This window comes from Paenarthrobacter sp. NPDC092416, assembly GCF_044755025.1.
In the GTDB taxonomy this organism is placed as follows: Bacteria; Actinomycetota; Actinomycetes; order Actinomycetales; family Micrococcaceae; genus Arthrobacter.
The window spans coordinates 117,531-140,983 of the sequence record NZ_JBIVQG010000004.1 but is presented as its reverse complement, the minus strand read 5'-3'; the positions used below and the strand labels follow the sequence as shown (position 1 = coordinate 140,983).

Here is a 23,453-nt window from a genome sequence, read left to right as displayed (position 1 = left end):
GACGCTATGCAGGGCTTAATGTACCGCCTTGCCGAACTCGACGCTGATTCGGCAGGTCTCGTACGTGTCATTGATTATTTCGATGCGCTGGTGCGACACGGTGCCGACACTGTGGCGTTGATGCGCGCAAGTGCCGCGCTGGCCAACTGTGTTGTGGGGATCGAAACGACCGGGAAATCCGGCAACCTCGACGTGCGGCGGTGCGACTCTCGCGGAAACTGGTCGCCGCAGCCGGTGCGCCCGCGAACCGTGATGAAAGACATCATGATTGGCGATGCTGTCGTCGGCCGGGTGTGGATCGAGCGGATAGGCGACCAGCTTCCCCTCGACGAAATGTTGGTCGATCGCATGGCGCTCACGGCCGCATCGATCTTGCAGCCTCGAAGACCCCTCACCGATGCGGAGCATACGCGAAATCTCTTGGTCTCCGTGGATCAGGTCGCGGTTTTGACGGCGTGCGCCTCGCTGCGCATTGAACCCTCGACGACGGTGCGCGTGCTTGTCTCTTCGGGGGAGGGGCTGGCGATTCCGAGAGAGGCGGCACCCGGCCGGGCAACTGGGATCGAGATGGACGGGGATCACATGGGGCTAGTGCTCGATTCATACCTGCCTCTGCATCTTCCTGAGCTCGCGGCGGCGGCGTCCGCGGCGCACGCCCGGGTGGGTGTGTCGCTTGCTGCCGAAGCCTCAGAGATCCACCTGCTGGTTGCCTCAGCTCAATTTGCCAAGTGCCAGACGTCTGGAGCCACACCGGTGGTGAGCGCAGACGATCTCGGCGCGATGGTGCTGCTGGCGCCGGGATCGAAGGTAGGGCAAGAGCGGATCCCAGATATGGTGCGTGCGCTCGAGGTGCGCAGTTCCGAACACGGGGTAGAGCTTTTGGAGACCCTGAAGGTGTACTTGCAGTCGGGAACTTTGAGAACGGCAGCCGACGCCTTGTTCTTGCACCACAGCAGCGTGGCACATCGCCTCGCAAAACTCTCGCAGCACCTGGGCTTCAGAGTCGACTCCATTGAGTACCGTGCGAGATCAATGGCCATGATCATGCTGCTCGCAGACGGCCAGGGGTCGAGCTTGGCTTTGATCCAGGCTTCGAACCGCGCCACGTAGGGGTCTTGGTAGGGGAGCAGTCCATAGCGGACAAACAAGGCGCGTAGTTGGTTCGATGCTCGTTCGGCCGTTTCGGCGTAGGGATCGGGAGGGTTTGGACTGCGGAGGACCGTTTCCAGGTCCCAAGGGAATATCAAATTGCCTATTGCCACTTGGTCGTCCCGGTGGCTCGTCTTATTTCCATGTCCCTGCTTCAGGTTGTGCCCGTATCCGATGCCGTAGTCCGCAGCATGATCTTCCTATAAATGCCTCTTCGGGAAGGGGCGAAAAGTGCAAGCCACTTCTGATTGCCTGAGGAAACTAATGGACGCGCTGCGTATCAGGTTCGGACGTATTGATAGTTCCGAAGAGCCGAACACGGCGAATGACCGAGCGGATCAGCTCGCGCTATCCGCGGCATGCGCGGACGGGTTATCCTTGCGAAAGCCATTGATGCCCGGCTAGCGCCGTTGATGGACTGACGTCCCACCGTGAGCCTGCTGCGTGACGGAGGTAGTGGTTGTGACGGAATATGATGTGCTTGCCGAGGTGTACGAATGGCTCATCGCGGATGCAAAGTTGCCTCCTGCCGAGTTCGTTGCGTCGTTCGATGACGTCCTCAGTCTCCTGCCGTCGAACGCTCATGTCCTCGACTGTTCGTGCGGAACCGGACAGTTGGCGGTTGGCCTCGCCGGTCGTGGCATGCACGTTGTCGCAACTGACGCCAGCGAAGCGATGGTTCGCCGGACTTCAGAGTTGTCTGAGGAGTTCGGGGCCTCCGTTCGGGCCGTGCGGGCGAATTGGGAAGAGTTGCCCGACCATTTCGAGGACGACACGTTCGACATGGTGTTCTGCGTTGGCAACTCGCTTCACCATGCCGCGGGCGCGACAGGCAGGGGTGCTGCTCTGGAGTCGATGTCACGGCTTCTGCGCCCTGGTGGGCGCTTGGTGCTCACATCCCGCACTTGGGAACTGGTGAGGGCCAGAGGTTCCCGGCTGGACATCTGGGACCGACTCGTCCGTCGGAACGGTCGCGATGCCGTTGTGGTCTACCGCTGGGAGATTGCGCCGCATTGGGAAGATGAGCACCACATCGAGATTGCGATCGCCCAAGTTGATGCGACTGGGCTGGTTCTTGTCCGCTCGGAACTGCTGTCCTGCTGGCCCTACCGGTACGAGGAACTCGAAGTCGAGCTGCACCGGGTCGGACTCCGGACGGAAGTGAGCACGTTCGATCTTGAGGCCGAGAACTACATGGTGGTCGCGAGCAAGGTATAGACACAGGGCTCTCAGTCCCTGGCCAGTCCGCGCGGTTGCTCGCAGGACGCTTGCGCCTCTCATCGGTGCGGAGCGGTTAGCGACCCATTCCGATGGTGTCAGTCATTATCCTCGTCGCCTGAATTCTTGGATAGCGGGACCCGGGTTCGGCGGCCGCTGCGGAGTGTTTCTGGGTGACTTGGTAGCTGTCTTCCATTCCGGCCAGTGCGTCCCTGATGGTTGAGTCCAGGGCGCGGCGTAGTGTTTTGACGCGGTAGTCGCTGGAGACGGAGGTATAGAGGGCCGTGGTCGAGGCGTGCTCGTGCCCGGCCTGGTGCTGGACGAATAGGGGGTCCATGCCGGCTTCGATCAGGAGGGTGACGTAGGAGCGGCGGAGGGAGTGGATGTCTAGTCCGGGGGAGAGGTCCAGGTCTTCGCAGTGGCGGTTGAACCTGCGGTTCAGCGCCGTCTCCGAAACCAGGGTTCCGCGCCCGGACGGGAATAGGTCCAGCCCGTCAGCCATGTTCCGGTGGCCGCGTTCCAGCCAGTCGGCGATGATCTCCGCCGACCAGTCAAATACCGTCAGGACGCTGCGGCGCTTCGGGGGAGAACCCCGCATGGCCTTGCCATAGCGGACCTGCAGCACCCCGTACTTGCCGAACTCCCGGGCGTGCGGGTTCCGGGGCAAACTCCACGATCTGGAGGTGCCTGACCTCATTGCGCCGCAGGCCCCAGCTGTAGGCCACCTTGAACAGGACAGAGTCGCGGTATGCCGGCAGCCAGCCCTTGCGACCCAGGGTCGCGATCCGGTCCACCTCGTCGTCGGCCCGGTCAAAAGTAGGCCTGCAGCTCCTGCCTGGTGAACGGGCGCCGGACAGGAGCTGACTCTGTCGCCTGCGCATGGACCGCGGTGTTCCAGTCAAAGCAGACCTGCGAAGGGCGTGTTCCGAAGTACTGTTCGCAGACCCGCTCTCAGCCATACTCAGGCGACGCTGCGTAGGCGCAGAACGCCCTCAGTGCTGCCTGGTAGCTTCGGATGGTGGACTGCGCGGCATGCTTCACGCTGCGAAGATCCCCGAAGAACTCATCCACTGGAACCGCGTCACCGGGCCGTTCCCGCCACCCGTTCCCGGCCCTCGCTGGTGCCAAGCGCCAGGTTCCGGCTCAACTGGCGGAGGAGGGGCGATCGTGCATCAGATGCAACAATCACTGTTGTAGTGGCATCCCTGCGGATTGACCGTGTACGTATTCCTCGTCGTGAGATGGTCCAGCCTGCTACTTCGGCGGCCATGATCCATTGAGGAGTTGCACCGCTTCATTCACGATGAGCTGGCCGATCTGCTCGCGAGACACGGTCCAGAATGGCTGCCAGTCGTCCCACTCGCTTAACAGGCCGACAGGGCGTCCTAGTTCCTCCCAGCCCTCGATCCAGATCAAACGCCCTACAATGTCCGGCTCCACCGTGCCGTCAACTAGTGCTTCGCACAGCCACTGAACCAGACGCCAACGTTCTGGTGCTGTGTTCACGGGCATTGGCGGCACCAGACTCAGCTCAACTGCGACGGCGCGGAACAGATCGTGTGCCTCGCCTTCTTCCCGTCGTGTGAGGCCTGCAATGAGTGGGAGCGAAGGCGAATCAACGTCATCCAGAAGCGCCCGTAGACCCGCAGCAATGAGCGAATCGGCCCCAACGATTTCCCCGTGAAGTGCTTCACGAATGGCAAGCATACGGAGTTCGCTGATCGTAGTGTTGCAGAAACAACGCTTTCAACATCAACACAGCACGCCTGATCAGGGTTTAGAGAGAAGATTGACGAAGCGTGACCGGGTGTCGCAGGCATTGTGGGCTTGGAGGAGCGCTTTCGGTTGCTGTATCCGAGTCCGTTCGGTGAGGAGAGCTCGGCGCCAGAGGCCTAAGCCCTCAGCAGGGGCAGCGGCACGACGTAGTATTCCTTTGCCTTACTGTTCGTCACGAAGGTGCGGCACCGGGAGAGAGCCTCTTCTTCCGAATTGAACCGCAACGCCTGATTTTCCCTGGGCGTCCATTCATCGCCTGGCCGGCTGGGGTGCAGGTAGTAATAGAACGTCTCTCCCGTATCCAAGCGCACGACTATGCCCCAAGCGGCCGGTTTACGTTTTCCCATTTCAGTCCCTTCGGTTGTTGTGTTTCAGCTTCGCCGGAGAACGCATCGTCCGCCGATCGACGTAGCGTGACCAGGCGTCGCCGGCGTTGTCGGCGTGGAGGAAGGCAACTTGGTGGCTGTAGCCGAGTGCGTCGGCGACCAACGGTGGCGGGGAAAGGGCGAGGTGTTCATCCAATGCGGTGTTTCGGGCGCCGCGCAGATCGATGCCGAGGCTGCGGAGCCTGTCCATGATCCCGTTTGGGTGAAGAGGTTGCCCGGCCCGGGTCCCCGGAAACAGCCAGGGGCTGTCGTCGGCTGTTCCGGTTCTGAGGTTGGGACGGCTTCCAAGATGTTCAAGTAGCAGTTCCGCGAAGGGCTCGGGAACGGGCACCGGATTCTTGCCGAAAGTTATCCTCATAGCGCCGGTGGTTTCGCTGGTCTCGATGGCAGCTGTCCGGAGTTTCGCTACGCGCACCAAGGGCTGGGCGTAGAGCAGCAGCAGGACGGCGGCGATTCTGTAGGGCAGGGATTCACTGGTGCCGGTGAGCAATTCCCGTAGCCAGGCAAGGCGTTGCTCTTGGGTGATCGCGGGGCGTTTTTTCGCCGTGTAGTGGCCCATCTTCACGCGGTGGTTTGTCCCGGTGTCGTTGTTGAAGACGATGAAGGTGCGGAGGGCCTTTCGGGTGGTGGGGCCGGTCGCGAGCCAGGTTTCGATGTCTTGTTGGGTGCAGCTTGCTGCAGTCCGTTGGTGGGTTTCCCAGAGCCAGTCGAGGAATTTGATGGTTTCGGTGATCTCCTGCTTGGCGGCATGCACGGGGCCGCGGGCGCTTGTTTCAGGTGTTGTCATGGACCTGATGCGACGGAGGTGGTGCCAGGTGGCAAATTGCTCGACGGGTTTAGCGACCTCGTCGGGCAGGGGGTTGAGTTTGGCTTTGATCCAAGCCTCGAACCGGGCCAGGTAGGGGTCTTGGTAGGGAAGGAGTCCGTGATGAACGAACAGGGCGCGGAGGTGGTTGGTTTCCCGTTCCGCTGACTTAGCTCGTGCGTCGAGTGCTTCGTGGGTCAAAGGTGTTTCGCCACGGGCGATTGAGGCCAGGAGGGCTTGCACTGTTGAGGAGCGCTTCCAGGTGATGATGCTTTCGGGCCGCTCGGCTTTGCAGAGTACCTCGATGATCCTTTCGGCTATTGACGGCTCGTCGGGGTTGGTGAGCAGCAGGTCGGCGAGATCGTTCTGGAGGGCGCAGCGGGCGCAGATGCCCCGCCGGTAAAACTCACCCTCAACATTGCAGCTGGTGCAGTGGAAGTCGTGGGTGATGTCTGCGCAGGGTGCGCATCGGGGTCCTCCGGGGATTTCGGGTGATCCCGGGAGCAGCCGGTGTTGGCCACAGTTGGGGCAGGTCCCGTGGGTGCGGGTGGCGGTGGTGAAGCAGGGTCCGCAGATTCTCCCCTCTGGCCAGGTGGCCCGTGTCCGGCCGGCATTGCGGCCGCAGCGGGCGCACGTGGCGGTGCCGGTGGTGCGGGGCCGGCCGCGGCTGGTGTTCCGAGGGCTAAGCCCCGGAACCTCAGTGGGCATCGTCGATGATGCGTGCCCGGCGTGGGCGGACGGTGCGGTTCAGGTCGACGACGTTCGGTGCGCTGGTTCCTGTTTTGCGGGCGCGGACGTCGGCTGCTGTGACGGTAATGAGGTCTTCGGGTCCGCAGGAGAAGATGTCACAGATCGCGGCGATGACCTGCAGCGCTACGCGTTCTGGTTTCTGGTTGACGAGCCGGTAAACCTGCGGCCTGGACAGGGTGATGCCGCGTTCGGCCAGCAGGGGGATGAGGTCGGTGGTGTTGTGCAGTCCCCGTGCTGCCATGAGTTCGGATAGCCGCCACTTGTACTCGACTTCGCGCCTCACCATTGCCCACGCATCTGCACGCCCAGGACTTCGACCATGGTGCGGTCCAGGGCCGCACGTAGTGTGGAGTTACGGAAGTCGTCGCTGACGAACTGGTAGATCCCGGTAGTGGAGGCATGTTCGTGGCCCATTTGATATTGCACGAATCTAGGATCCCATCCATCCTCCAGAAGATGCGTTGCATAGGAGCGTCGGAGCGAATGCAGGTCCAGGCCCTCCATCGGCAATCCCAGCTCGTTGAGGTAACGTCGGAGCCGTCTCAGCAGGGTTGATTCGCAGATCAGGCCCCCTCGTTCGCTGGGAAACAGGTCGAGTGTCTCCAGGGTTCCGCGTCCGTTCGCGAGCCAGTCCTCGATGACACCGGCTGTCCAGTCGAACACGGTCAGGACGCTGCGGGGCTTGAAGGGGGAGCCCTTGCGTGACTTGCCGAAGCGGACCTTGCATATCCCTGTTTTTCCGAACCGCCGAGCCTGCGGGTTAGTCGCGAAATCGAAGGTTTGGAGGTGTCGGAGCTCATTGAACCGCAGCCCGAATGAGTAGGCGACTTTCAGCATGACTGAGTCACGGTAAGCCGCTTGCCAGCCCTTCTTGCCTGACGCGGCAATGATCTCGACTTGGTCGTCCGCGTAGTCGAACAGCCTTTGCAGTTCGGCCCTCGTGAAAGGCCGCTTGGACGGGCTTCCTTCATATTCCTGCGTGTGCGCTGCGGTGTTCCAGTCAAAGAACACCTGGGCCGGGTGCGTCCCAAAACGCTCCTCACAGACCCGGTCCCAGCCATAGTCAGGATTGGACACATAGGACGCGAACCGGCGAAGCGAGGACTGGTAACCACGGATAGTAGAGTGCTTCAGCTGATGGATCGAGCGCAGGTCACCGAAATACTCTTCGACATGCTCCGGTGACCAGTTCCAAGGGAACTCGTTCACATGGTTGACGAACCTTCGGACGCACGCAATGCCTTTATCAATTGTGTCGAACTGAAGGTTCCGCGAGAGCTGCTGGTTGCGCCAGCCCGTGAACATGTCCTCGAGCGTTTGCTCCTCGGGATGCAGCAGGTGCACGGCATTCAACTGCAACACGCGCCCGGATCCATCGACTGCCACTTATCGCCCCCAAATTGCTCACAACCACGCTCAGATTCTGAATCAATGATTCATCAAATGCATCATCACAGCAAAACCGCAGGTCAGAGGCGCTTCTCACTGCGACACACAACGGCCGCCCGGAGAGCGCGGGACGGCGCGGCGGCGGATCGTGAGCGCATACTGGCCCGGAATAACGCAGAATTCAGGCGTTCTTGAGGTGGTCGCCGCGGGACCAAGGATCGGGGCGAATTGATTCATCTGATGAGATACGCAGAGTACCACTTTACATAATGTAGATTATCGGCGTTAAAGTAACGGGAGTAGAAGTAGCTGCGAGAACTCCCGTCTATCAACGATTTCGACGTTTCCGCAGGTCAAACAGGATTCACTGGTCACGAACATGCTCGCGCCTTGGGTGTGAACTTGCGCCCGGATCCCTTGCGCCTGTAGGTTTCCTGCATCTAATGCATGTTTCCATGGTTTAGGGGTCGTTGTGAGTGGTGCCGTTCCGGGTTTTGTCCCGCGGATGCTGGTGGATCCGGACATTGGGCTCTTCCGTGCTGATGAACGGGTTTTTACGGCCATGCTGGATGGCTGGCGGGCGCAGATGCTTGCCCGTGGCCTCACGACGGACACCATCAAGCAGCGCTGCCAGCTGCTGGAGCGTTTTCAGCGGTTCACGGGTGAATTTCCGTGGCAATGGCGCCCCGCGGACATCGATGATTTCCTGGCCGATCTGCGTTCTGGCGAGAAGCCGATCAGCCTGAAGACGTTGCGCTCGTACAGCAACGCTGTGGCGATGTTCTGCTCATTCCTGACGCATCCCGGCTATGGCTGGGGCGAGTTCTGCGAACGGACCTTCGGTGATATACCGAGCCAGATCTGCTTCGAGTGGAACACGCCACGGCACACCACCGATGATGCTGTCCCGGCGAAGAAGCGCTCGTTCACGAAGGCGGAACTGCAGCGGCTTTTCGACTACCTAGATGACCTTGTTGACAGGGAATATGCCGCCGGCAGCAAACGCTGGCTGCCCCTGTTCCGGGACTCGGTGGCGTTCAAGGTCTGCTACGCCTACGGGCTTCGCCGCCGTGAAATGACCATGCTGGACCTGGAGGACTTCGGCCCGAACCCACACGTCAGCGATTACGGCCGGTTCGGAGCCGTCCAGGTCCGATTCGCCAAAGGCACGGCAGGCTCAGGACCCAGAAGGCGGACCGTGTTGACCGTTCCGGAGTTCGACTGGGTTGTGGACCAGCTCAAGACCTGGACAGCCGGCGGCATGCGGCAACAGTTTCCGACCGCTGAACGGTCCTCAGCGCTGTGGCCCAGCGAGCGTGGCGCCCGGATGTCCCTGGGCTCGTTCGGTGATGCGTTCGCTGCCGCGCGGGATGCCGTCGGTCTGCCCCAAGAGCTGGGCCTGCATTGCCTCAGGCATTCCTACGTGACCCACCTGATCGAAGCCGGTTATGACGCGGCCTTCGTGCAGACGCAGGTTGGCCACTCCTATGCGTCGACTACCGGGCTCTATACCTCGGTATCGTCGGACTTCAAGCAGAAAACCGTGCAGCAGATGATTGCACGCCGCATCGCGAACTTGGAGGACCCAGATGCCTGAACAGCGCCGGATCGGCTACCGCTGGAACCTGCGAGCCCTGATGGCAAAGCAGAACCTCTGGAAGACCACCGAACTTATGCCGCTCCTGAAATCCCGTGGCATCAACCTTTCCGAAAGCCAGGTCTACAGGCTGGTCACCTCCACGCCGGAGCGCATTCCGGCCAGGACATTCGCCGCGCTCTGCGACATCCTGGACTGCACACCCAACGACCTGTTCGAACCTTTCGTGGAAATGCGCGCCGCAGCGACAGCGAACGCCCCGAAACGCAGCGAAGACCTCGGCATCCAACCAGGAAACCCGATCGCACGACGCGTCCGACTCGTCGCTCCCGAAGACGGTGAGTAGGCCACGCAAAGCAGAGGACCCCACCCGCTGGCCGGTCCCCTGCGGCCGCTGCGGCCAGCACCACCAAACAGTCGCGCGTTGGCCCGACGGCGGAGTCTGCGGCTACTGCTACCAGCAGGCAAAACGCACCCGCGGGGTCTGCGCCTGCGGCCACGAAGGCGTCCTGCCCGGAATCGTCGATGAGCGGCCTGCATGCCGGAACTGTTCAGGCGTTCGGCTCAATATCGACTGCCAGAGCTGCGGCGCCGAAGACGAACTCTATACCGGTGCACGCTGCTGGGGCTGCGTCCTCGGCGACATCGTCGACGACCTGCTGACCAACCCGACTACGGGAATCATGGCAACGGAACTGATCCCGCTGGCAGCGGCATTGAAGTCAATGAAACGGGCCAACAGCGGCATGACCTGGATCCGGCAAAAGCACGTCACAGACTTCCTTCGAAACCTCGCCGTCGCACCCAGAATCAGTCACGACACTTTTGACGAACTACCCGACTCGCGCACCCGCGAATACGTCCGGGGGCTCCTCATCGAACACGGCGTGCTCCCCCAACGAAATGCATTCCTGACGCGCTACGACAACTGGGCAGCACAGGCCCTGGAACGCGTCAGCGACCCTCAGCACCTTGACGTGATCCGCCGCTACATCCGCTGGCACCACCAACGGCGCATGAATGTCATGGACGAAGTTACGCGCGGCACTTTTCTTCGTGCCAAGCAGGAAGTCACCGTCGCCATCGACTTCCTGAACTGGCTCACCAGTCATGACATCAAGCTCCCCGACCTGCAGCAACCCCACCTGGACGTCTGGCAAGCCGAAGGACCCACAACCAGACGCATCGCTGAGCGCTTCCTCAAATGGGCCATCAAAACCAAAACCGCCCCCGCCGGGCCCACCATCATTCCGCACCGCCGCGGCACCAGCCCACGACTCCCCAAGGCTGGACAAGACCAAGCACTCCACCAAGTAATCCACACCAAAGAACTGGAAACCCGCGACCGCGCCGCGGCCATCCTGATCCTCGTCTTCGGACAACAAGCCGAAAACATCGCACGGCTCACCTGGGACGACGTCAGCGTCACTGATGATTTAGTCACCATTCAGCTCGGCAGCATACAGATCGCACTGCCAGACCCTCTAGCACAGCCATGGCGGGAGCTCGCCGCGAACCCGGGCCACGAGCTGACCGCCGCGCACCCAAATACCAAATGGGTGTTCCGCGGAGCATCACCCGGACGCCACATCCACCCAGGACACCTCACGACCCGCCTCAGCAAACTCTTCAGCACCCGCGCCGCACGCCTGGGAACACTCCACGAACTCACCAAACTCGCCCCCGTGGCCATCATCGCCGAAACCCTCGGCTACTCCCCCACCACCATCGAACGCCACGCAACAGACTCAGCCGCCGCCTACGCCCAGTACATCGCCGCCCGAAAGCAGGCAACCTGAATCTAAGGGGTTCGAAAATTCCAGGGCTTCCCGACGGAAGGAACCTCATGAAACATCAAAAACAAGTGCCCAAGAGGCTGACGATAGGACAAGGCATTCCGATACGGAACCGTGCCACCTGCGAAGCCTGCACTTTGGGCGCGCGCGCCATCAAGAAGTGACTGGAGCTCGTCAGTGTCAAGCTTTGTCAGCGTTGATCCTGAGAGAGCATCTTCCACCACACCGCGGATTCTTCGCTCGTAAGGGTCGGAAAGAGCCAGGCCTACGCGCCGGAGCCATGATTCCAGCGCATGTCGTGCGCCAGCCCGTTCATCGCCGTGCCAGCGGCGCGGCTCGATAGGGGTAACTTGGTCCCGCGGCGGAGACCGATGGCCGGCAGCCTTCTGCAGCCTACGAAGGTCGGCATACTCCGCGGCAATCCGGAGATGAATCGCTCGTTCTGCCTCCAACATATCCATCGCTGGCAACAAGAAGTCCGGCTCATACCAAGAAAGATTCAACTTCGCCTCAAGGTATGCCCAAGCGGGTTCAAAGCCGATCGGCTGCGCCTGCTGGATCCAGGAACCAAGGGACATAAAGCGATGGCTAAACGGCAGCGACTCATCACGAACACGCCTCGACTCACGACCAAAACCCATTGGCTCAGCATAGGCGGTCAGGGAAAACTTCCACTTCGAAGGCGTTGCCAGCCACCCGGAATGGGCCTACTCCCGGCTCATGAATAACCGCGCATGCCAGTTAAGTAGGACGAGTAGAAGTAGATGAGAGAACTCGTCACCGCCGCGGCACTAGCCCCCGGCTGGACGCCGCCAGGCAAACAGAAGTCGTGCACAGCCTGAGCCACACTACCGACATGAACCCCCGGGATCGCGAAGCAGCCATCCTGGTCATGGTCTTCGGCCAGCAGGTCTCCGACATCGTGCAACTGAGGTGGGACAACGTCACGGTGACAGAGGAACTCGTCACGATAACCCTCGGAACTGTGGAGATAGCCCTCAGGGAACCGCTCGATGAGCCTTGGCGTGAACTCGCAGCTTTCCCAGCCCACGACCAGACAGCTGCTCACCCCAACAGCAATTGGGTATTCCGCGGTGGCTCCCCGGGCTGACATCTCCGGGCCTCAACCCTCACTCAAAGACTCAGCACCGCTTTCAGCAGCCGGGCGGCCAGGCTCGGAACCCTTCACGAACTCACCAAACTCGCCCCGGTAGCTATCATCGCCGAGGCTCTCGGCTACAGCCCCGCCACCATCGAGCGCCACGCCATCGACTCATCAGCCAATTACGCTCAATACATCGCCTCGACAGCGCCGGAGAGGAACCAACCATGACAAAGACAGGGCAAAAGCAAGAATGAATCCCTACTGGAAGCTGGACCATCTCCAGGACGTTTACCTCGAAGACAGCTGGATTCTGTCGATGAACGCTTCGCCAGGACGCCTGGAAGTGCTCTTGGACTTCGTTCTCCGAGAACGTCACCCGGACTACAGCAACCCCAAACCCGGAGAGCAGTACTGCTACAAGAGGGGCAGCCTCGTGTTCTCGTCAGTGAGCGAACTGCACTGGACCGCGCAAAGCAGAGTTACGCCCGCAACTGACGCCAGTGGTGAGATCGTTTACGGATCACTCGATGTCCTGCAGTTCAAGGACAACGTCTGGTCGATGGACGGAGACTTCGGGCAGATCTCGTTGATCTCGACGCCACCACAAATCGAATGGCTACCCTAATTGCTGGTGCCCTATTGTTGGCGGCGCACGGGACGACCGGCCATCAGACTGGGATGATGATTGACACGCCAGTTATCCGGTTTCGAGCCAGCGGATAAACCGCACTTGATCCTCGTCGGGCATCGGCCAGGTAGAGGGCGTCACCCAAATCACGGTTCCACGCCCACAGATGCGTAGACCTTCGTACATGCGCAGCTCATCGCCCGGCAAAATGTCCCGCCAAGCTGGCACACCTTCAAAGAAGAAGGGAGCGATTACAGCGCGAACTGTTTCACCCGGCTGAATGTCCTCCCCAGAGAAGCCCAATACTGGTGCACCCGCTTGTTCGCCGTCGGCCCAGCCAGGCAAGCCCCAGTTCGGTCGGTAGCTGAATCTAGATTTCAAGGCGGAGCCACCTAGCAGAGGTGTGTCCCGTCCGCCTTCCGCCGTCGGCACGACACACAGATTGATCCCTATCGCCACCGTGGGAAGGACTTCCATAACCGCAGTTTAGTGGTCACAGCACCAATGCAAATTGAAATCCAAGGCCTCCAACTCGTCCCACATCAACACGTCTCGCTGCCAGTCAACCCACGGGAGTAGAAGCAGCTAAAAGAACATCGACGCCAACGGACTCGAAGCACGTGACAGGGCCGCCGCGATCCTCATCCTCATCTTCGGACAACAGGCTGAAAACATGGCACACACCCACCCCGGACACCTCACACAACGCGCCTCAGTGAGTTGTTCAGCACCCGGGCCGCACGGCTCGGGACCCTCCACGAACTCACCAAATTCGCACTAGTGGCCATCATCGCCGAAACGCTCGGCTACTCCCCGACCACCATCGAACGCCACGCCACCGACTGGGCAGCCGCCCATGCCCAATACGTCGCCACGGCGAGAACCGAACGCCAGGACACAAGACGCAAATAGCTCGGCATCCGGAGGCCTTCAGGGAGACGCCCATTTCGGACGTATCTTCAGGGAGCTCTATGACGTTCCGCTGGGCCAGAGATCGACCCTTACGTGCTCGGGTGACGATTCCGCAGGATCGGCGACACTGACCCGGAATTGGGTTATCCCCTTTTGGGCCGGAACAACAACTTCCATATCGGCATCTCCCACAGACAGTGTCCCCTCTGGAGTCGACAGGACGCCCCCACCCACTGCGTGATAGCCGGCCTCCGGCACCACCTCGTTCTGATGCAGGGCTATCGACACCGTCACCTCTGCGAAACCAAGATCAATATCATCAATGTCCTGGGCGTGCCGCACCATGATGACCAGTGCTCCCGAGGTCGAACAGAAGGGCCGATCCGGTTCGATCTCTGGAAAGTCCTCCGTCTGACCAGGGCCCGTGACCACAGCGATCCCCCTGTGCCAAGGACGTCGAATAGAGGTCACGAGTATGGGCTGTTCCATAGACGAAGTGTCTCACGCACCCTACTACCGGCCCATGAACGCCCGCGCAGGCACGTTGAGCGACGGGAGCAGAAGTAGCTGCTAAAACTTGGCACAGGAGCTGGAAGGCGTCCTCATTGAGGAGCACCTCGACGATGAACAGTTGGACGATCTGCTTTACGCGCTTTCGCTCTACGCCCCGGGAGAAGGTCTGGAGTACTTCGACGCCCATCAACTTCGCATTGTGTTGACGGAGACGCTCCGCCAACTCGCCATCGATGACGACACCTAGTATCGGCCTGGGCGGGTTGCAGCCCAGACAGGCAGCTCTATCTAGGTGACGTGTCCTCCAAGGCCGCCTACTCCAGCCCCACGAATAACCGTGCATGCCAGTTTTTTCAATGAAGTTCAACGAAGCTGGAAGTGGCCAACAAAACAGCCTCACGCAGCGGATGCTGCACTCGATACGTGCGGCATCCGCTGGGTGAATATCCCCGAAACTAGACGACGGATTCCCGCGAAGTCGCCGGGCGCGCCGCGGCCAATGCGTCAATCGCTGTCGTCAGGAGCGAGTGTGCATGCTCGGTGGTAATGAAGCCGTTGAGCCATCGGCCGGAGATCCCTTCCACAAGGCTGGTGAGTATCTCGGCCGTGACGGCGGCTTCCTCGGTGCTGGTTCCTTCGCTGGAGTCCAGGATGGCTCTGGCAATCGCGCGGTTCCATTCCGTCGTCGTCTGTGACAGTGGCTCTGCCAGTTCCGACTCGAAGATGGAACAGGCCCTCAATTCATTCCACGCCACAGAGTTCCGGCGCACGTCGGCGTCGTCCTTGATTTCGTCGAGCAGCAGGTGGCGGAAATGCCGCTTGCGCCCCTCGGCGTCCAGCGTTGAGGGTGCAGCGTCGTCCTTGCTGACCTGCTTGTTGATGTGTTCAAGAGTCGCAGCCAGCAGTCCGGCCCGGTCTGTGAAGTGGTAATAGAGAAGACCCGCCGAAACCCCGGCCTCAGCTGCCACATCATTGACCCGCATCCCCCGGACTCCGTTCCTGGCAATGCAGGCGGTGCTGGCGTTGAGGATCTTGGTTAGTTTGTCACTCATGGTTTGACATTAGTACGTGCTCGCATTGCTCTTGTGCGAACTCCCCCGTGGTGGCCGTTTCGCGCCAGAATCGCAAGGCGATCAGATAGCCGACTGCGCCGATGAGGGTGGATCCGATGAAGCTAAGGTCTACTCCCCCGCCGATGTGGGACAAGGGCCCGGAGTAAAGGGATGTTTCCGTCGCCAGCACACCGAACGTCGAACCGATTGCCCAGGGAATCACGGCACGTAAGTTCCATCCGTGGCAGAACCAGTACCTGCCGCGTGGGCCGTCCGCCCGGAAGAGCTGGAGGTCGGCGGCGTGATACTTACCCCTGCGGGCGATCAGGAATCCCAGAACGTTGATGACCACCCAGGGCCCGGCGAATCCGTTGAGAACCAGCGTCATGGCGGTGATCGAGTCCACTGCGTTGAAGACAAACACCCCGAGGTACAGGAGCCCCACGGCGATGACGGAGGTTATCAAGGTTGTATGGATGCGACGCAAGCGCGGGAAGAGGGCTTCGAGGTCCAGACCGCTGGCGTAGAGGTTCAGTACGCCTTGGCCCAGTCCCCCGGCCAGGGCGATCAACAGGATCGGCAAAAGGTACCAGGCAGGCGATGATTTTACGAGGTCTGCAACATAGGAGCCGCCCAGCTCCGGCATTGCCGAGGCCGTGAAGGCACCGAAAAGAGCTGTAACAAACAGGCCGAGGAAGACGCCGAGGCAGGTAGCGATGACGACAGATCGGTCGGAGTGTCGCGTGCGTGAGATGCGCCTGCTGTAGTCCCCGAGGGTAGGTGCGTATGAGAGTGGTCCGCCTACTGAAATCACGGCGGAAAGGATCCACGTGGGCCAAAAATCGCCCAGCAGGTAATCGGCCTGAACTGTGGTGGGGCTGAAGTCGGGGGCGAACGCGATGACGCCAAGCAGCAGCAAGGCTCCCACTACCGGGGCTACAAACTTCTGCATGGCCACCACGGTTCCGTGACCGAATAGTGCAACCAGCACAATTTCCACGGAGATCAAGGCGTAACCAACCGCCAGGGTCGTACCGTCAACGGGCACGCCCAGCAGCCGCTCGGCTGCCGCTACCAAGGCGTCGCCCGAAGTCCAGACGGCGATCGCAGCGTACGCCAGGGCAAAGAGCAAGGTGAGGCCTGAGCCGATCAGCCGGCCGCGGGTGCCGAAATGAGCGGCGCTGGAAACGGTGTTGTTGGTTCCAGTCCGTGGCCCGAGTAGAGCCATCGGGGCGATAAGGGCGGTGCCAACAACGAGACCCGCGAGGCTGGCCGTTGCGGCTCCCACAAAGTCGAGGCCGAACGTTATGGGCAGCCAGCCGAAAACGATCACTGAGAAGGCGAAGTTGCCGCCAAAGAAGACAGTGAAGAGGTTCCGGGGCCTGGAGGTGCGCTCTTCGTCGGGAATGAACTCAATGCCGACCGACTCGATCCGGCCAAAACGATCCTTGTGCTGTGATGCCGCACCGGCTGATTCCGCGTCATTGCGGAGGCGCATGCTGATCATGGGAAACCTTTCGTGAGCTGCATCACGCTGATGCAATGCCTCAACTGTAATCCTGACTGAAAATTCAATCAAGATGGTTCATGGATATGGCGCACCGCTAACTGAAGATTAAAAAGCTCAGGCGACCCGCGGCTGTGAGAAATCAACCGCGGTCACCTGAGCTGCAACCAAGCCGCCTGATCAGTTGGCTACGTAGGCCGCCAAATGCTTGCCTGTCAACGTTGCCCGACCTGCCGCGAGATCCGCCGGCGTACCGGTGAAGACGATCTGACCGCCGTCGTGACCCGCGCCTGGGCCGAGGTCGATGATCCAGTCCGCATGCGCCATAACGGCCTGGTGGTGTTCAATCACGATGACCGACTTACCTGAGTTGACCAGGCGATCGAGCATGCCGAGCAGGTTTTCGACGTCGGCGAGGTGGAGGCCCGTTGTCGGCTCGTCCAGGATGTAGACGTCGCCCTTGTCCGACATCTGGGTGGCAAGCTTAAGGCGCTGGCGTTCACCGCCGGACAGTGTGGTGAGAGGCTGGCCCAGTGTCAGGTAGCCAAGGCCCACGTCGGCAAGGCGGTCGAGGATCTTGTGGGCGGCCGGAGTTCGTGCTTCGCCATCACTGAAGAACGACTCAGCCTCAGTGACAGACATTGCAAGCACCTCTGCAATATTGCGTCCACCCAACCTGTACTCAAGAACGGAAGCCTGAAAGCGCTTGCCTTCGCACTCCTCGCAAGTGGACTCAACAGTGGCCATGACGCCCAAGTCCGTGTAGATAACGCCTGCTCCGTTGCACGTAGGGCAAGCACCCTCAGAGTTGGAGCTGAAGAGAGCCGGCTTCACGTTATTGGTCTTCGCGAATGCCTTGCGAATTGGATCAAGCAGGCCGCTATAGGTTGCCGGGTTACTCCGACGCGAACCACGGATGGCACCTTGATCGATGACGACGACGCCCTCACGGTTTGCCACCGAGCCATGGATCAGCGAACTCTTGCCGGACCCGGCCACGCCGGTCAAAACACAGAGCACGCCGAGCGGGATATCGACGTCCACGTTCTTCAGGTTGTGAGTCGAAGCTCCCCGGACTTCCATGGCACCCGAGGGCTGCCGGACGGTTTCCTTGATGGAAGCGCGGTCGTCAAGGTGGCGGCCGGTGATGGTGTCACTCCTCCGCAATCCTTCCAAGCTGCCTTCAAAGCAGACGGTACCTCCGCCCGTACCGGCACCTGGACCGAGATCGACGACGTGGTCGGCAATGGCGATGGTTTCCGGTTTGTGCTCGACGACGAGAACCGTGTTGCCTTTGTCCCGCAGCTGCAGCAGCAATTGGTTCATGCGCTCGATGTCATGCGGGTGCAAACCAATAGTGGGCTCGTCGAAAACGTACGTGACATCAGTGAGGGACGAGCCGAGGTGGCGGATCATTTTTGTTCTCTGTGCCTCTCCCCCGGACAGCGTGCCGGCGGGCCGGTCGAGGGACAGGTACCCCAAGCCGATCTCCGCGAAAGAGTCGAGAAGGTGTTGGAGGCCCTTGAGTAGAGGCGCAACAGAAGGTTCCTTGAGCTCGCGGATCCACACGGCGAGATCGCTGATCTGCATCTTGCAGAGATCGGCGATGCTCTTCCCCTTGATTTTGGAGGACCGGGCTTCCGGGCTCAGCCTGGTGCCTTCGCATTCGGGACAGGTTGTGAAGGTGATGGCCCGTTCCACGAAGGCGCGGATATGGGGCTGCAGGGCATCTACATCCTTGGAAAGCATTGATTTCTGGATTTTCGGGATGAGGCCCTCGTAGGTCAGGTTGATGCCTTCAACCTTGATCTTGGTGGGCTCGCGATAGAGCAGATCGTGGAGTTCCTTCTTGGTGAACTTGCCAATCGGCTTGTCCATGTTGAAGTACCCTGAGCCGCTGAAGATGCGGCCGTACCAGCCATCCATCGAGTAGCCGGGGATGGTGAGCGCCCCATCGTTGAGCGACTTGGTGTCGTCGTATAGAGCAGTCACATCGAAATCGTTAACGGAGCCCATTCCTTCACACCGCGAGCACATGCCGCCCAGCCGGTTGAAGGTCGCTTTCTCAGTCTTGGTCTTGCCTTCCCCCCGCTCAACGGTGATTGCTCCACTGGCCTTCACGGTGGGGACATTGAACGAATAGGCGTTAGGTGAGCCGATGTGCGGTTGCCCGAGACGGCTGAACAGGATCCGGAGCATGGCGTTGGCGTCGGTGGCCGTACCAACTGTGGATCTCGGGTTCGAACCCATGCGCTCCTGATCGACGATGATGGCGGTGGTAATACCATCGAGCATGTCGACGTCGGGTCGCGCCAGCGACGGCATGAAGCCTTGCACGAAGGCGCTATAGGTCTCGTTGATCATTCGTTGTGACTCAGCTGCGATGGTGCTGAATACCAGTGAACTCTTGCCCGAGCCCGAAACACCTGTAAACACCGTCAAACGTCGCTTGGGGATCTCGATGCTCACGTCTTTGAGGTTGTTCTCGCGCGCACCTTGAACCCGGATCATGTCGTGGCTGTCGGCAACGTGCATCCCCGAAGATTCCGTGTCCGTGCTCGTTGCAATGCTCATGGTGTCTCCATCTCTAAGGCGGGGCTGTCCTCGCGGTCCCCCGCCTGCGGCGCCTGAGTCGATCTGATCGACATCGATCAGTACGTTTGATTCTGCCATTGTCTTCAGAGGTTTACTCACTAAGAATGAAGCATGCCGGTATTTGTGAGGTCCCTTGAAACCGCAGTTCCGCCAACCATCCTCGTGCAATCCCAGGCGCGCGACGTTTTCGCAGCCCAACCGGGTCTGACCCGCCTCGGATCAAGGCTCGTCTCCACCTGCTTCGATTCCGCAGCCATTGACACCCGCTACACAGCTGTCGAAGAGCTCAGCCTCGACGCGCACCCCGAAAACCCACGATTCTTTGACCTGTCCACCAACCGCGTCCTCAGCCCAAGCACCAAAGTGCGCAACGAAATCTTCGCCAACGAGGCCACGAAGCTCTTTATCGAAGCCGGCAAAGCCGCGCTGGCCGGTACGCCGGATATCGGTTTGGACGAAATCACCCATGTCATCACGGTGTCGTGCACAGGCTTCTTCAATCCCGGCCCGGATTACAAAGTGGTCAGGGCGCTGGGTTTGAATCCATCGGTCCAGCGCTATCACCTTGGATTCATGGGCTGCTATGCCGCTTTTCCGGCGCTGAGGGCGGCCAAGCAGTTCTGCGTGGCGGACCCTACCGCCGTCGTCCTGGTCATTTGTGCAGAGCTGTGTTCGCTTCACGTTCGGACCTCGAACGATCCGGACACGATCATGGGCTCGGCGATCTTCGGTGATGGTGCCGCGGCCGCTGTCGTAACTGCCAGGCCGCCGCAGGGTCCCGAGCCGGTGATCAGGTTGGACCACTTCGAGACGGTCCTGACTCCGGTGGGTGAGGAGGCCATGGCGTGGAACATCGGCGACGAAGGCTTCGAGATGGTGCTGGGGTCCTACGTGCCGCACATTATTGAAGAGCACATCACCGGAGCCCTAGAACCGTTGCTGGCCAGGGAGCCCGACTTGGCAGGCCTGCCGTACCAGGACATCACGCATTGGGCCATCCATCCCGGAGGTCGCAGCATCCTGGACAAAGTGGAAGCAAAGCTTGAGCTGACGCAGGATCAGTTGATTCCGGCAAGGGAAACACTGCGGGAATACGGCAATATGAGCAGTGCCACTGTGCTCTTCGTCCTGAAGTTTATCCTCGGTCAACCCGGCGCCGATCGTGAGGAGCGGATCTGTTCCATGGCGTTCGGACCCGGCCTCACCGTGGAAACGGGACTATTCACCCTGGTCTCGCCCGGTCTCTGATGCCGTGGGGGTTCCTGGGGCAGCGTGACTTGCTCGCCATAGAGGAAATGGACAGGCCCGACGCCGACCCCGAACGCTTGAGCCGGACCTACGCCCGTTTCCCTGTGATCAACGCGCTCCTCTCCGGCTGGCATCGGCAGTACCGGCTTCATATCCGGCCAATCCTTGTCAGGTCCGGCTCAGCGTCGATGCTCGACGTCGGTTGTGGAGGCGGGGACGTGGCTCGAAGTATGTCCCGATGGGCGGCCAAAGATGGATTTCGCCTGCACGTCACGGCGATTGATCCGGACGACCGTGCGTTCCGGTTTGCATCGACGGCGCGGGCAGTGGACGGAGTCACCTACCGTCAGGCGCACAGCGCCGAGCTCGTCTCGGAAGGCCTCCGATTCGACGTCGTCATTTCCAACCACATCCTGCATCACCTTGACCCGGCGCAGTTGGCCGGTGTCCTCCACGATTCCGAGCTCCTAACCGGCGATGTGGCACTCCATAACGACCTCAAACGGAGCAACGCGGCGTACGTGCTGTTCATGGCCGGCTTTTGGCCCTTGGGGCTTGGCTCTTACATTTGTGGTGACGGGCTGGTGTCCATCAGGCGCAGTTACACTGCGCGCGAACTTGGTTCGGTGGCCCCGCCTGGTTGGCAGGTTGAAGCCAACGGGCCATGGCACATCGCGCTCGTCTATCGCCGCGACCACCAGACGGAAGGCGACCCCGGGAGGTCCGGTGTTTGATGTCGTCATTGTTGGGGCAGGGCCCGTGGGACTGTTCATGGGTGCTTTGCTCTTGCAGAACGGGCATCACGTACTCATTCTTGAGCGGCGGAATGGCAGGAGCGGACTGTCGCGGGCCATCGGCATCCATCCACCGGCCCTGGCTGTCCTGGATACGATCGGTGCCGCTGAGCCGCTGATTTCTGCAGGCGTCCGCATCGAGAATGGCGTCGCCTATAGCCGGGGTAGCCGCGTTGCGGGGATCTCGTTCACAGGAGACGCCCTCTATCCATTCATCCTCGCCGTTCCGCAGACGGTCACGGAGCGGGTGCTCGAAAGCCGGGTGGCGGCGCTCGACCCTGAAACGCTGGTGCGCGGCGCGGAGGTCCAGGCCATTCACGACGACGGCGGTGCGGTCCGCGTGCAGGCCTCCGGAGCTTCGGGGCACCTTGAGTTTACGTGCAAGCTCGTGGTGGCCGCGGACGGCGCACACTCCGGGATCAGGCAACAGCTTCTGCCGGACACTCCCGCGCGCAACTATCCGGACTGCTACGTTATGGGCGATTTTGCGGACACCACCGGACACGGGAGTAACGCTGTGCTGTATCTCGAACCGGACGGCATCGTCGAATCGTTCCCCCTGCCCGGTGCGATCCGGCGTTGGGTGGTGCGTTTGGGTGCTCCGGATCCAGGGTCGACGGCGGCCCAGCTGGCAACCCTGATCGGCGCCAGAACGGGGGTAGACGTTGAGGCGGCGAGTAACACGATGCTCAGTGCCTTCGACGTACAGTCACGGCTGACCAAACGCATGGTCCACGGCCGAACCGTGCTGCTTGGCGATGCTGCGCACGAAATCAGTCCCATCGGTGGCCAGGGCATGAACCTTGGCTGGCTGGACTCGGCTGCTCTTGCGCCAATCATCGCCGCGTCCTTGGTAGGACACCCGGTTGGCAAAGTGCTGCGCGATTTCGAACGGAAGCGCTACCGGGCAGCTACCAGGGCCTCCACTCAGGCCGGGCTCAACATGGCCTTGGGACGGCCCTTGCCGTCATCCGTGCTCGCGGCAAGAAACCGGCTCTTTGCCAAGGCAATAGGAGTGCCGGCCATCGCCGGGTTGGTAGAGCGGCGCTTCACCATGCGCTAGTCATTCCGGAAGGGTGTAATAGCAGTCATACGTGTCTTGGCTGACAATGCGGCCGTCCAGCACTTCGAAGACGGCAGTGCTTCGTGCCCGAATTGTGTCTCCTTGGTCCCAATGCGGAAGATCGAGGAGGAGGGTTGCCGACCAGTTCATTTCGAGGACCACCCGAGTGTCTTGGCAGGTGGTCCGGACGATCTCGAAATTCTGGTCTGCAACAACATGCTTGCTCTGGTCGGCGCCGGATAACGTCTGCTCCAGATTGCTGGTGGACCCGGTCTTGGACAAGGCATGAGGCCACTCGGTGAGCTTGAAGTCATCTGCCAGGAACGGCCGGATCTGCGCTGAGCCGGCGCCGGCTTCAACTGCGCGGACGAACCCAAGTACGCATTCCAGAGGGGTGGTTTCGCTCATCCGACGAGCCTAGCTCAAGCGGGTGGTTCGTCGTGTCAAGACGGGGCTCTGGCGCTAGGCTCAAGACATGACCCATCAGCCTCATCCGGTTGCCACCAGCCCGGCTACTACCCTGAACCCCCTCCAGATCAGGGACGCAGTGCGCCGAATCCTCGACGATCCTGAACTGCCCGCCATTGTCCAGGCAGGCCATCCGGTACTGCGACAGCTCGCAGCGCCGGTGTTCGGCCAGATCGACGACAGTGACCTGAGCCTGCTCATCGAACGGATGAGGGACGTCATGCGTGCCGCGCCAGGTGTTGGCCTGGCTGCCCCGCAATTGGGTGTTCCCCTCCAACTGGCCGTACTGGAAGACAAGTTTGAGGTTGATCCGGTTTCAGCGGCTGCGCGCGACAGACAATCCTTGGAATTCTTTGCCATGATCAACCCGGGCTATCGCGGAATTGGCACCGGGACGGCGTCGTTTTATGAAGGGTGCCTTTCCGTTAGCGGTTACCAAGCCGTGGTCACGAGGCACCGCGATGTGGAGTTGCGGTACTTCACGCCGGACGGGCATGCCGCGGAAGCCTGGTATTCGGGCTGGCAAGCACGCATCGTGCAGCATGAAACCGACCACCTCCAAGGCACTCTTTATCTGGACAGGGCGGAATTGCGTTCGTTGGCCGGCAACGCTGAGTACGCGGAATACTGGGCTCACGCCACCCCCGATGATGCCCGACGCGGGTTGGGCTTCCTGCGGGACTGACGACTCGAGGTCGCAGA

28 protein-coding genes are annotated in these 23,453 nt (G+C 60.9%); 13 read left to right on the top strand and 15 right to left on the bottom strand.

Going from position 1 to position 23,453, the window contains the following annotated elements; translation table 11 throughout:
* Nucleotides 1-6: 6 nt before the first annotated feature.
* Nucleotides 7-1,110, top strand: a complete 1,104-nt coding sequence (locus ACIQC5_RS10250) for a helix-turn-helix domain-containing protein (protein WP_400281272.1) — start codon at nucleotides 7-9, stop codon at nucleotides 1,108-1,110.
* Between the two features lie 501 nt (nucleotides 1,111-1,611).
* Nucleotides 1,612-2,367 carry a class I SAM-dependent methyltransferase gene (locus ACIQC5_RS10245; protein ID WP_400281269.1) on the top strand — a complete coding sequence of 252 codons (756 nt, stop codon included), beginning with the start codon at nucleotides 1,612-1,614 and terminating at the stop codon, nucleotides 2,365-2,367.
* Nucleotides 2,368-2,443: 76 nt separating this feature from the next.
* On the opposite strand, the gene ACIQC5_RS10240 is transcribed toward ACIQC5_RS10245, so the two are convergent.
* The 8 genes from ACIQC5_RS10240 to ACIQC5_RS10205 all read right to left on the bottom strand — a co-directional run bounded on the left by ACIQC5_RS10240 (nucleotide 2,444) and on the right by ACIQC5_RS10205 (nucleotide 7,446).
* Nucleotides 2,444-2,965: a tyrosine-type recombinase/integrase gene (locus ACIQC5_RS10240; protein WP_400281266.1), complete on the bottom strand. Its 522-nt coding sequence runs from the start codon at nucleotides 2,963-2,965 to the stop codon at nucleotides 2,444-2,446.
* Nucleotides 2,919-3,248, bottom strand: a complete 330-nt coding sequence (locus ACIQC5_RS10235; RefSeq protein ID WP_400281263.1) for a hypothetical protein — start codon at nucleotides 3,246-3,248, stop codon at nucleotides 2,919-2,921. Before ACIQC5_RS10235 ends, ACIQC5_RS10240 begins: the two co-directional genes overlap by 47 nt.
* 70 nt (nucleotides 3,249-3,318) lie before the next feature.
* Nucleotides 3,319-3,495 carry a site-specific integrase gene (locus tag ACIQC5_RS10230; protein ID WP_400281259.1) on the bottom strand — a complete coding sequence of 59 codons (177 nt, stop codon included), beginning with the start codon at nucleotides 3,493-3,495 and terminating at the stop codon, nucleotides 3,319-3,321.
* A 126-nt stretch (nucleotides 3,496-3,621) separates the two neighbouring features.
* Nucleotides 3,622-4,074, bottom strand: coding sequence for a hypothetical protein (locus tag ACIQC5_RS10225; RefSeq protein ID WP_400281256.1), 453 nt, complete (start codon nucleotides 4,072-4,074; stop codon nucleotides 3,622-3,624).
* A gap of 185 nt (nucleotides 4,075-4,259) precedes the next feature.
* Nucleotides 4,260-4,490 carry a hypothetical protein gene (locus ACIQC5_RS10220; RefSeq protein WP_400281253.1) on the bottom strand — a complete coding sequence of 77 codons (231 nt, stop codon included), beginning with the start codon at nucleotides 4,488-4,490 and terminating at the stop codon, nucleotides 4,260-4,262.
* A gap of 1 nt (nucleotide 4,491) precedes the next feature.
* Entirely contained in the window at nucleotides 4,492-6,042 is a 1,551-nt protein-coding gene (locus ACIQC5_RS10215) for a recombinase XerD (RefSeq protein ID WP_400281250.1), read from the bottom strand.
* Nucleotides 6,032-6,370 carry a helix-turn-helix domain-containing protein gene (locus ACIQC5_RS10210; RefSeq protein ID WP_400281247.1) on the bottom strand — a complete coding sequence of 113 codons (339 nt, stop codon included), beginning with the start codon at nucleotides 6,368-6,370 and terminating at the stop codon, nucleotides 6,032-6,034. The genes ACIQC5_RS10215 and ACIQC5_RS10210 overlap by 11 nt, the downstream gene beginning before the upstream one ends.
* Nucleotides 6,364-7,446: a tyrosine-type recombinase/integrase gene (locus tag ACIQC5_RS10205; RefSeq protein WP_400281244.1), complete on the bottom strand. Its 1,083-nt coding sequence runs from the start codon at nucleotides 7,444-7,446 to the stop codon at nucleotides 6,364-6,366. Before ACIQC5_RS10205 ends, ACIQC5_RS10210 begins: the two co-directional genes overlap by 7 nt.
* A gap of 499 nt (nucleotides 7,447-7,945) precedes the next feature.
* On the opposite strand from ACIQC5_RS10205, the gene ACIQC5_RS10200 reads away from it, so the two are divergent.
* From ACIQC5_RS10200 to ACIQC5_RS10190, 3 genes are read left to right on the top strand one after another with little or no spacing between them, the layout of a single operon-like run.
* Nucleotides 7,946-9,070, top strand: coding sequence for a tyrosine-type recombinase/integrase (locus tag ACIQC5_RS10200; protein ID WP_400281241.1), 1,125 nt, complete (start codon nucleotides 7,946-7,948; stop codon nucleotides 9,068-9,070).
* Complete coding sequence (locus ACIQC5_RS10195; protein WP_216925664.1) at nucleotides 9,063-9,416, top strand: helix-turn-helix transcriptional regulator; 354 nt, start codon at nucleotides 9,063-9,065, stop codon at nucleotides 9,414-9,416. The genes ACIQC5_RS10200 and ACIQC5_RS10195 overlap by 8 nt, the downstream gene beginning before the upstream one ends.
* Entirely contained in the window at nucleotides 9,409-10,869 is a 1,461-nt protein-coding gene (locus ACIQC5_RS10190) for a Fis family transcriptional regulator (protein WP_400281238.1), read from the top strand. Before ACIQC5_RS10195 ends, ACIQC5_RS10190 begins: the two co-directional genes overlap by 8 nt.
* 2 nt (nucleotides 10,870-10,871) lie before the next feature.
* Here the strand turns inward: ACIQC5_RS10190 and ACIQC5_RS10185 are convergent, their stop codons facing one another.
* Nucleotides 10,872-11,507 carry a hypothetical protein gene (locus ACIQC5_RS10185; RefSeq protein WP_400281235.1) on the bottom strand — a complete coding sequence of 212 codons (636 nt, stop codon included), beginning with the start codon at nucleotides 11,505-11,507 and terminating at the stop codon, nucleotides 10,872-10,874.
* Between the two features lie 215 nt (nucleotides 11,508-11,722).
* On the opposite strand from ACIQC5_RS10185, the gene ACIQC5_RS10180 reads away from it, so the two are divergent.
* Nucleotides 11,723-11,977 carry a hypothetical protein gene (locus ACIQC5_RS10180; protein WP_400281233.1) on the top strand — a complete coding sequence of 85 codons (255 nt, stop codon included), beginning with the start codon at nucleotides 11,723-11,725 and terminating at the stop codon, nucleotides 11,975-11,977.
* Nucleotides 11,978-12,221: 244 nt separating this feature from the next.
* A complete protein-coding gene (locus ACIQC5_RS10175; RefSeq protein WP_400281230.1) occupies nucleotides 12,222-12,596 on the top strand; it encodes a hypothetical protein in 375 nt (124 codons plus the stop codon).
* Nucleotides 12,597-12,668: 72 nt separating this feature from the next.
* Here the strand turns inward: ACIQC5_RS10175 and ACIQC5_RS10170 are convergent, their stop codons facing one another.
* A complete protein-coding gene (locus tag ACIQC5_RS10170) occupies nucleotides 12,669-13,076 on the bottom strand; it encodes a hypothetical protein (RefSeq protein ID WP_400281228.1) in 408 nt (135 codons plus the stop codon).
* A 243-nt stretch (nucleotides 13,077-13,319) separates the two neighbouring features.
* Between ACIQC5_RS10170 and ACIQC5_RS10165 the strand changes: the two genes are divergently transcribed.
* A complete protein-coding gene (locus ACIQC5_RS10165; RefSeq protein WP_400281225.1) occupies nucleotides 13,320-13,511 on the top strand; it encodes a hypothetical protein in 192 nt (63 codons plus the stop codon).
* A gap of 57 nt (nucleotides 13,512-13,568) precedes the next feature.
* On the opposite strand, the gene ACIQC5_RS10160 is transcribed toward ACIQC5_RS10165, so the two are convergent.
* Nucleotides 13,569-14,000, bottom strand: coding sequence for a hypothetical protein (locus ACIQC5_RS10160; protein ID WP_400281222.1), 432 nt, complete (start codon nucleotides 13,998-14,000; stop codon nucleotides 13,569-13,571).
* A gap of 88 nt (nucleotides 14,001-14,088) precedes the next feature.
* On the opposite strand from ACIQC5_RS10160, the gene ACIQC5_RS10155 reads away from it, so the two are divergent.
* Complete coding sequence (locus tag ACIQC5_RS10155; protein ID WP_400281219.1) at nucleotides 14,089-14,271, top strand: hypothetical protein; 183 nt, start codon at nucleotides 14,089-14,091, stop codon at nucleotides 14,269-14,271.
* Nucleotides 14,272-14,479: 208 nt separating this feature from the next.
* On the opposite strand, the gene ACIQC5_RS10150 is transcribed toward ACIQC5_RS10155, so the two are convergent.
* The 3 genes from ACIQC5_RS10150 to ACIQC5_RS10140 all read right to left on the bottom strand — a co-directional run bounded on the left by ACIQC5_RS10150 (nucleotide 14,480) and on the right by ACIQC5_RS10140 (nucleotide 19,157).
* Nucleotides 14,480-15,076, bottom strand: coding sequence for a TetR/AcrR family transcriptional regulator (locus ACIQC5_RS10150; protein WP_400281216.1), 597 nt, complete (start codon nucleotides 15,074-15,076; stop codon nucleotides 14,480-14,482).
* Nucleotides 15,069-16,583, bottom strand: coding sequence for a purine-cytosine permease family protein (locus tag ACIQC5_RS10145; RefSeq protein WP_400281214.1), 1,515 nt, complete (start codon nucleotides 16,581-16,583; stop codon nucleotides 15,069-15,071). The genes ACIQC5_RS10150 and ACIQC5_RS10145 overlap by 8 nt, the downstream gene beginning before the upstream one ends.
* A 180-nt stretch (nucleotides 16,584-16,763) precedes the next feature.
* Entirely contained in the window at nucleotides 16,764-19,157 is a 2,394-nt protein-coding gene (locus ACIQC5_RS10140; protein ID WP_400281212.1) for an ATP-binding cassette domain-containing protein, read from the bottom strand.
* Nucleotides 19,158-19,289: 132 nt separating this feature from the next.
* Between ACIQC5_RS10140 and ACIQC5_RS10135 the strand changes: the two genes are divergently transcribed.
* The 3 genes from ACIQC5_RS10135 to ACIQC5_RS10125 are packed head-to-tail and all read left to right on the top strand — an operon-like array spanning nucleotide 19,290 to nucleotide 22,283.
* Nucleotides 19,290-20,426, top strand: a complete 1,137-nt coding sequence (locus tag ACIQC5_RS10135) for a type III polyketide synthase (RefSeq protein ID WP_400281210.1) — start codon at nucleotides 19,290-19,292, stop codon at nucleotides 20,424-20,426.
* A complete protein-coding gene (locus ACIQC5_RS10130; protein ID WP_400281705.1) occupies nucleotides 20,423-21,160 on the top strand; it encodes a class I SAM-dependent methyltransferase in 738 nt (245 codons plus the stop codon). The genes ACIQC5_RS10135 and ACIQC5_RS10130 overlap by 4 nt, the downstream gene beginning before the upstream one ends.
* Entirely contained in the window at nucleotides 21,153-22,283 is a 1,131-nt protein-coding gene (locus ACIQC5_RS10125; protein WP_400281208.1) for an FAD-dependent oxidoreductase, read from the top strand. The genes ACIQC5_RS10130 and ACIQC5_RS10125 overlap by 8 nt, the downstream gene beginning before the upstream one ends.
* Here ACIQC5_RS10125 and ACIQC5_RS10120 read toward each other — a convergent pair whose 3' ends face one another.
* Entirely contained in the window at nucleotides 22,284-22,691 is a 408-nt protein-coding gene (locus ACIQC5_RS10120; RefSeq protein WP_400281205.1) for a nuclear transport factor 2 family protein, read from the bottom strand. It lies immediately after the preceding gene.
* A 67-nt stretch (nucleotides 22,692-22,758) separates the two neighbouring features.
* On the opposite strand from ACIQC5_RS10120, the gene ACIQC5_RS10115 reads away from it, so the two are divergent.
* Nucleotides 22,759-23,436, top strand: a complete 678-nt coding sequence (locus ACIQC5_RS10115; RefSeq protein ID WP_400281203.1) for a peptide deformylase — start codon at nucleotides 22,759-22,761, stop codon at nucleotides 23,434-23,436.
* Nucleotides 23,437-23,453 lie beyond the last annotated feature (17 nt).

Excerpts from the sequence above, each read along its gene's own strand:
- ACIQC5_RS10250 (WP_400281272.1), top strand. The coding sequence starts at position 7 with ATGCAGGGCTTAATGTACCGCCTTGCCGAACTCGACGCTGATTCGGCA.
- ACIQC5_RS10240 (WP_400281266.1), bottom strand. The coding sequence starts at position 2,965 with ATGCGGGGTTCTCCCCCGAAGCGCCGCAGCGTCCTGACGGTATTTGAC.
- ACIQC5_RS10235 (WP_400281263.1), bottom strand. The coding sequence starts at position 3,248 with ATGCGCAGGCGACAGAGTCAGCTCCTGTCCGGCGCCCGTTCACCAGGC.
- ACIQC5_RS10225 (WP_400281256.1), bottom strand. The coding sequence starts at position 4,074 with ATGCTTGCCATTCGTGAAGCACTTCACGGGGAAATCGTTGGGGCCGAT.
- ACIQC5_RS10220 (WP_400281253.1), bottom strand. The coding sequence starts at position 4,490 with ATGGGAAAACGTAAACCGGCCGCTTGGGGCATAGTCGTGCGCTTGGAT.
- ACIQC5_RS10215 (WP_400281250.1), bottom strand. The coding sequence starts at position 6,042 with ATGCCCACTGAGGTTCCGGGGCTTAGCCCTCGGAACACCAGCCGCGGC.
- ACIQC5_RS10210 (WP_400281247.1), bottom strand. The coding sequence starts at position 6,370 with ATGGTGAGGCGCGAAGTCGAGTACAAGTGGCGGCTATCCGAACTCATG.
- ACIQC5_RS10195 (WP_216925664.1), top strand. The coding sequence starts at position 9,063 with ATGCCTGAACAGCGCCGGATCGGCTACCGCTGGAACCTGCGAGCCCTG.
- ACIQC5_RS10185 (WP_400281235.1), bottom strand. The coding sequence starts at position 11,507 with ATGGGTTTTGGTCGTGAGTCGAGGCGTGTTCGTGATGAGTCGCTGCCG.
- ACIQC5_RS10180 (WP_400281233.1), top strand. The coding sequence starts at position 11,723 with ATGAACCCCCGGGATCGCGAAGCAGCCATCCTGGTCATGGTCTTCGGC.
- ACIQC5_RS10175 (WP_400281230.1), top strand. The coding sequence starts at position 12,222 with ATGAATCCCTACTGGAAGCTGGACCATCTCCAGGACGTTTACCTCGAA.
- ACIQC5_RS10170 (WP_400281228.1), bottom strand. The coding sequence starts at position 13,076 with ATGGAAGTCCTTCCCACGGTGGCGATAGGGATCAATCTGTGTGTCGTG.
- ACIQC5_RS10160 (WP_400281222.1), bottom strand. The coding sequence starts at position 14,000 with ATGGAACAGCCCATACTCGTGACCTCTATTCGACGTCCTTGGCACAGG.
- ACIQC5_RS10150 (WP_400281216.1), bottom strand. The coding sequence starts at position 15,076 with ATGAGTGACAAACTAACCAAGATCCTCAACGCCAGCACCGCCTGCATT.
- ACIQC5_RS10145 (WP_400281214.1), bottom strand. The coding sequence starts at position 16,583 with ATGATCAGCATGCGCCTCCGCAATGACGCGGAATCAGCCGGTGCGGCA.
- ACIQC5_RS10140 (WP_400281212.1), bottom strand. The coding sequence starts at position 19,157 with ATGAGCATTGCAACGAGCACGGACACGGAATCTTCGGGGATGCACGTT.
- ACIQC5_RS10135 (WP_400281210.1), top strand. The coding sequence starts at position 19,290 with ATGCCGGTATTTGTGAGGTCCCTTGAAACCGCAGTTCCGCCAACCATC.
- ACIQC5_RS10120 (WP_400281205.1), bottom strand. The coding sequence starts at position 22,691 with ATGAGCGAAACCACCCCTCTGGAATGCGTACTTGGGTTCGTCCGCGCA.
- ACIQC5_RS10115 (WP_400281203.1), top strand. The coding sequence starts at position 22,759 with ATGACCCATCAGCCTCATCCGGTTGCCACCAGCCCGGCTACTACCCTG.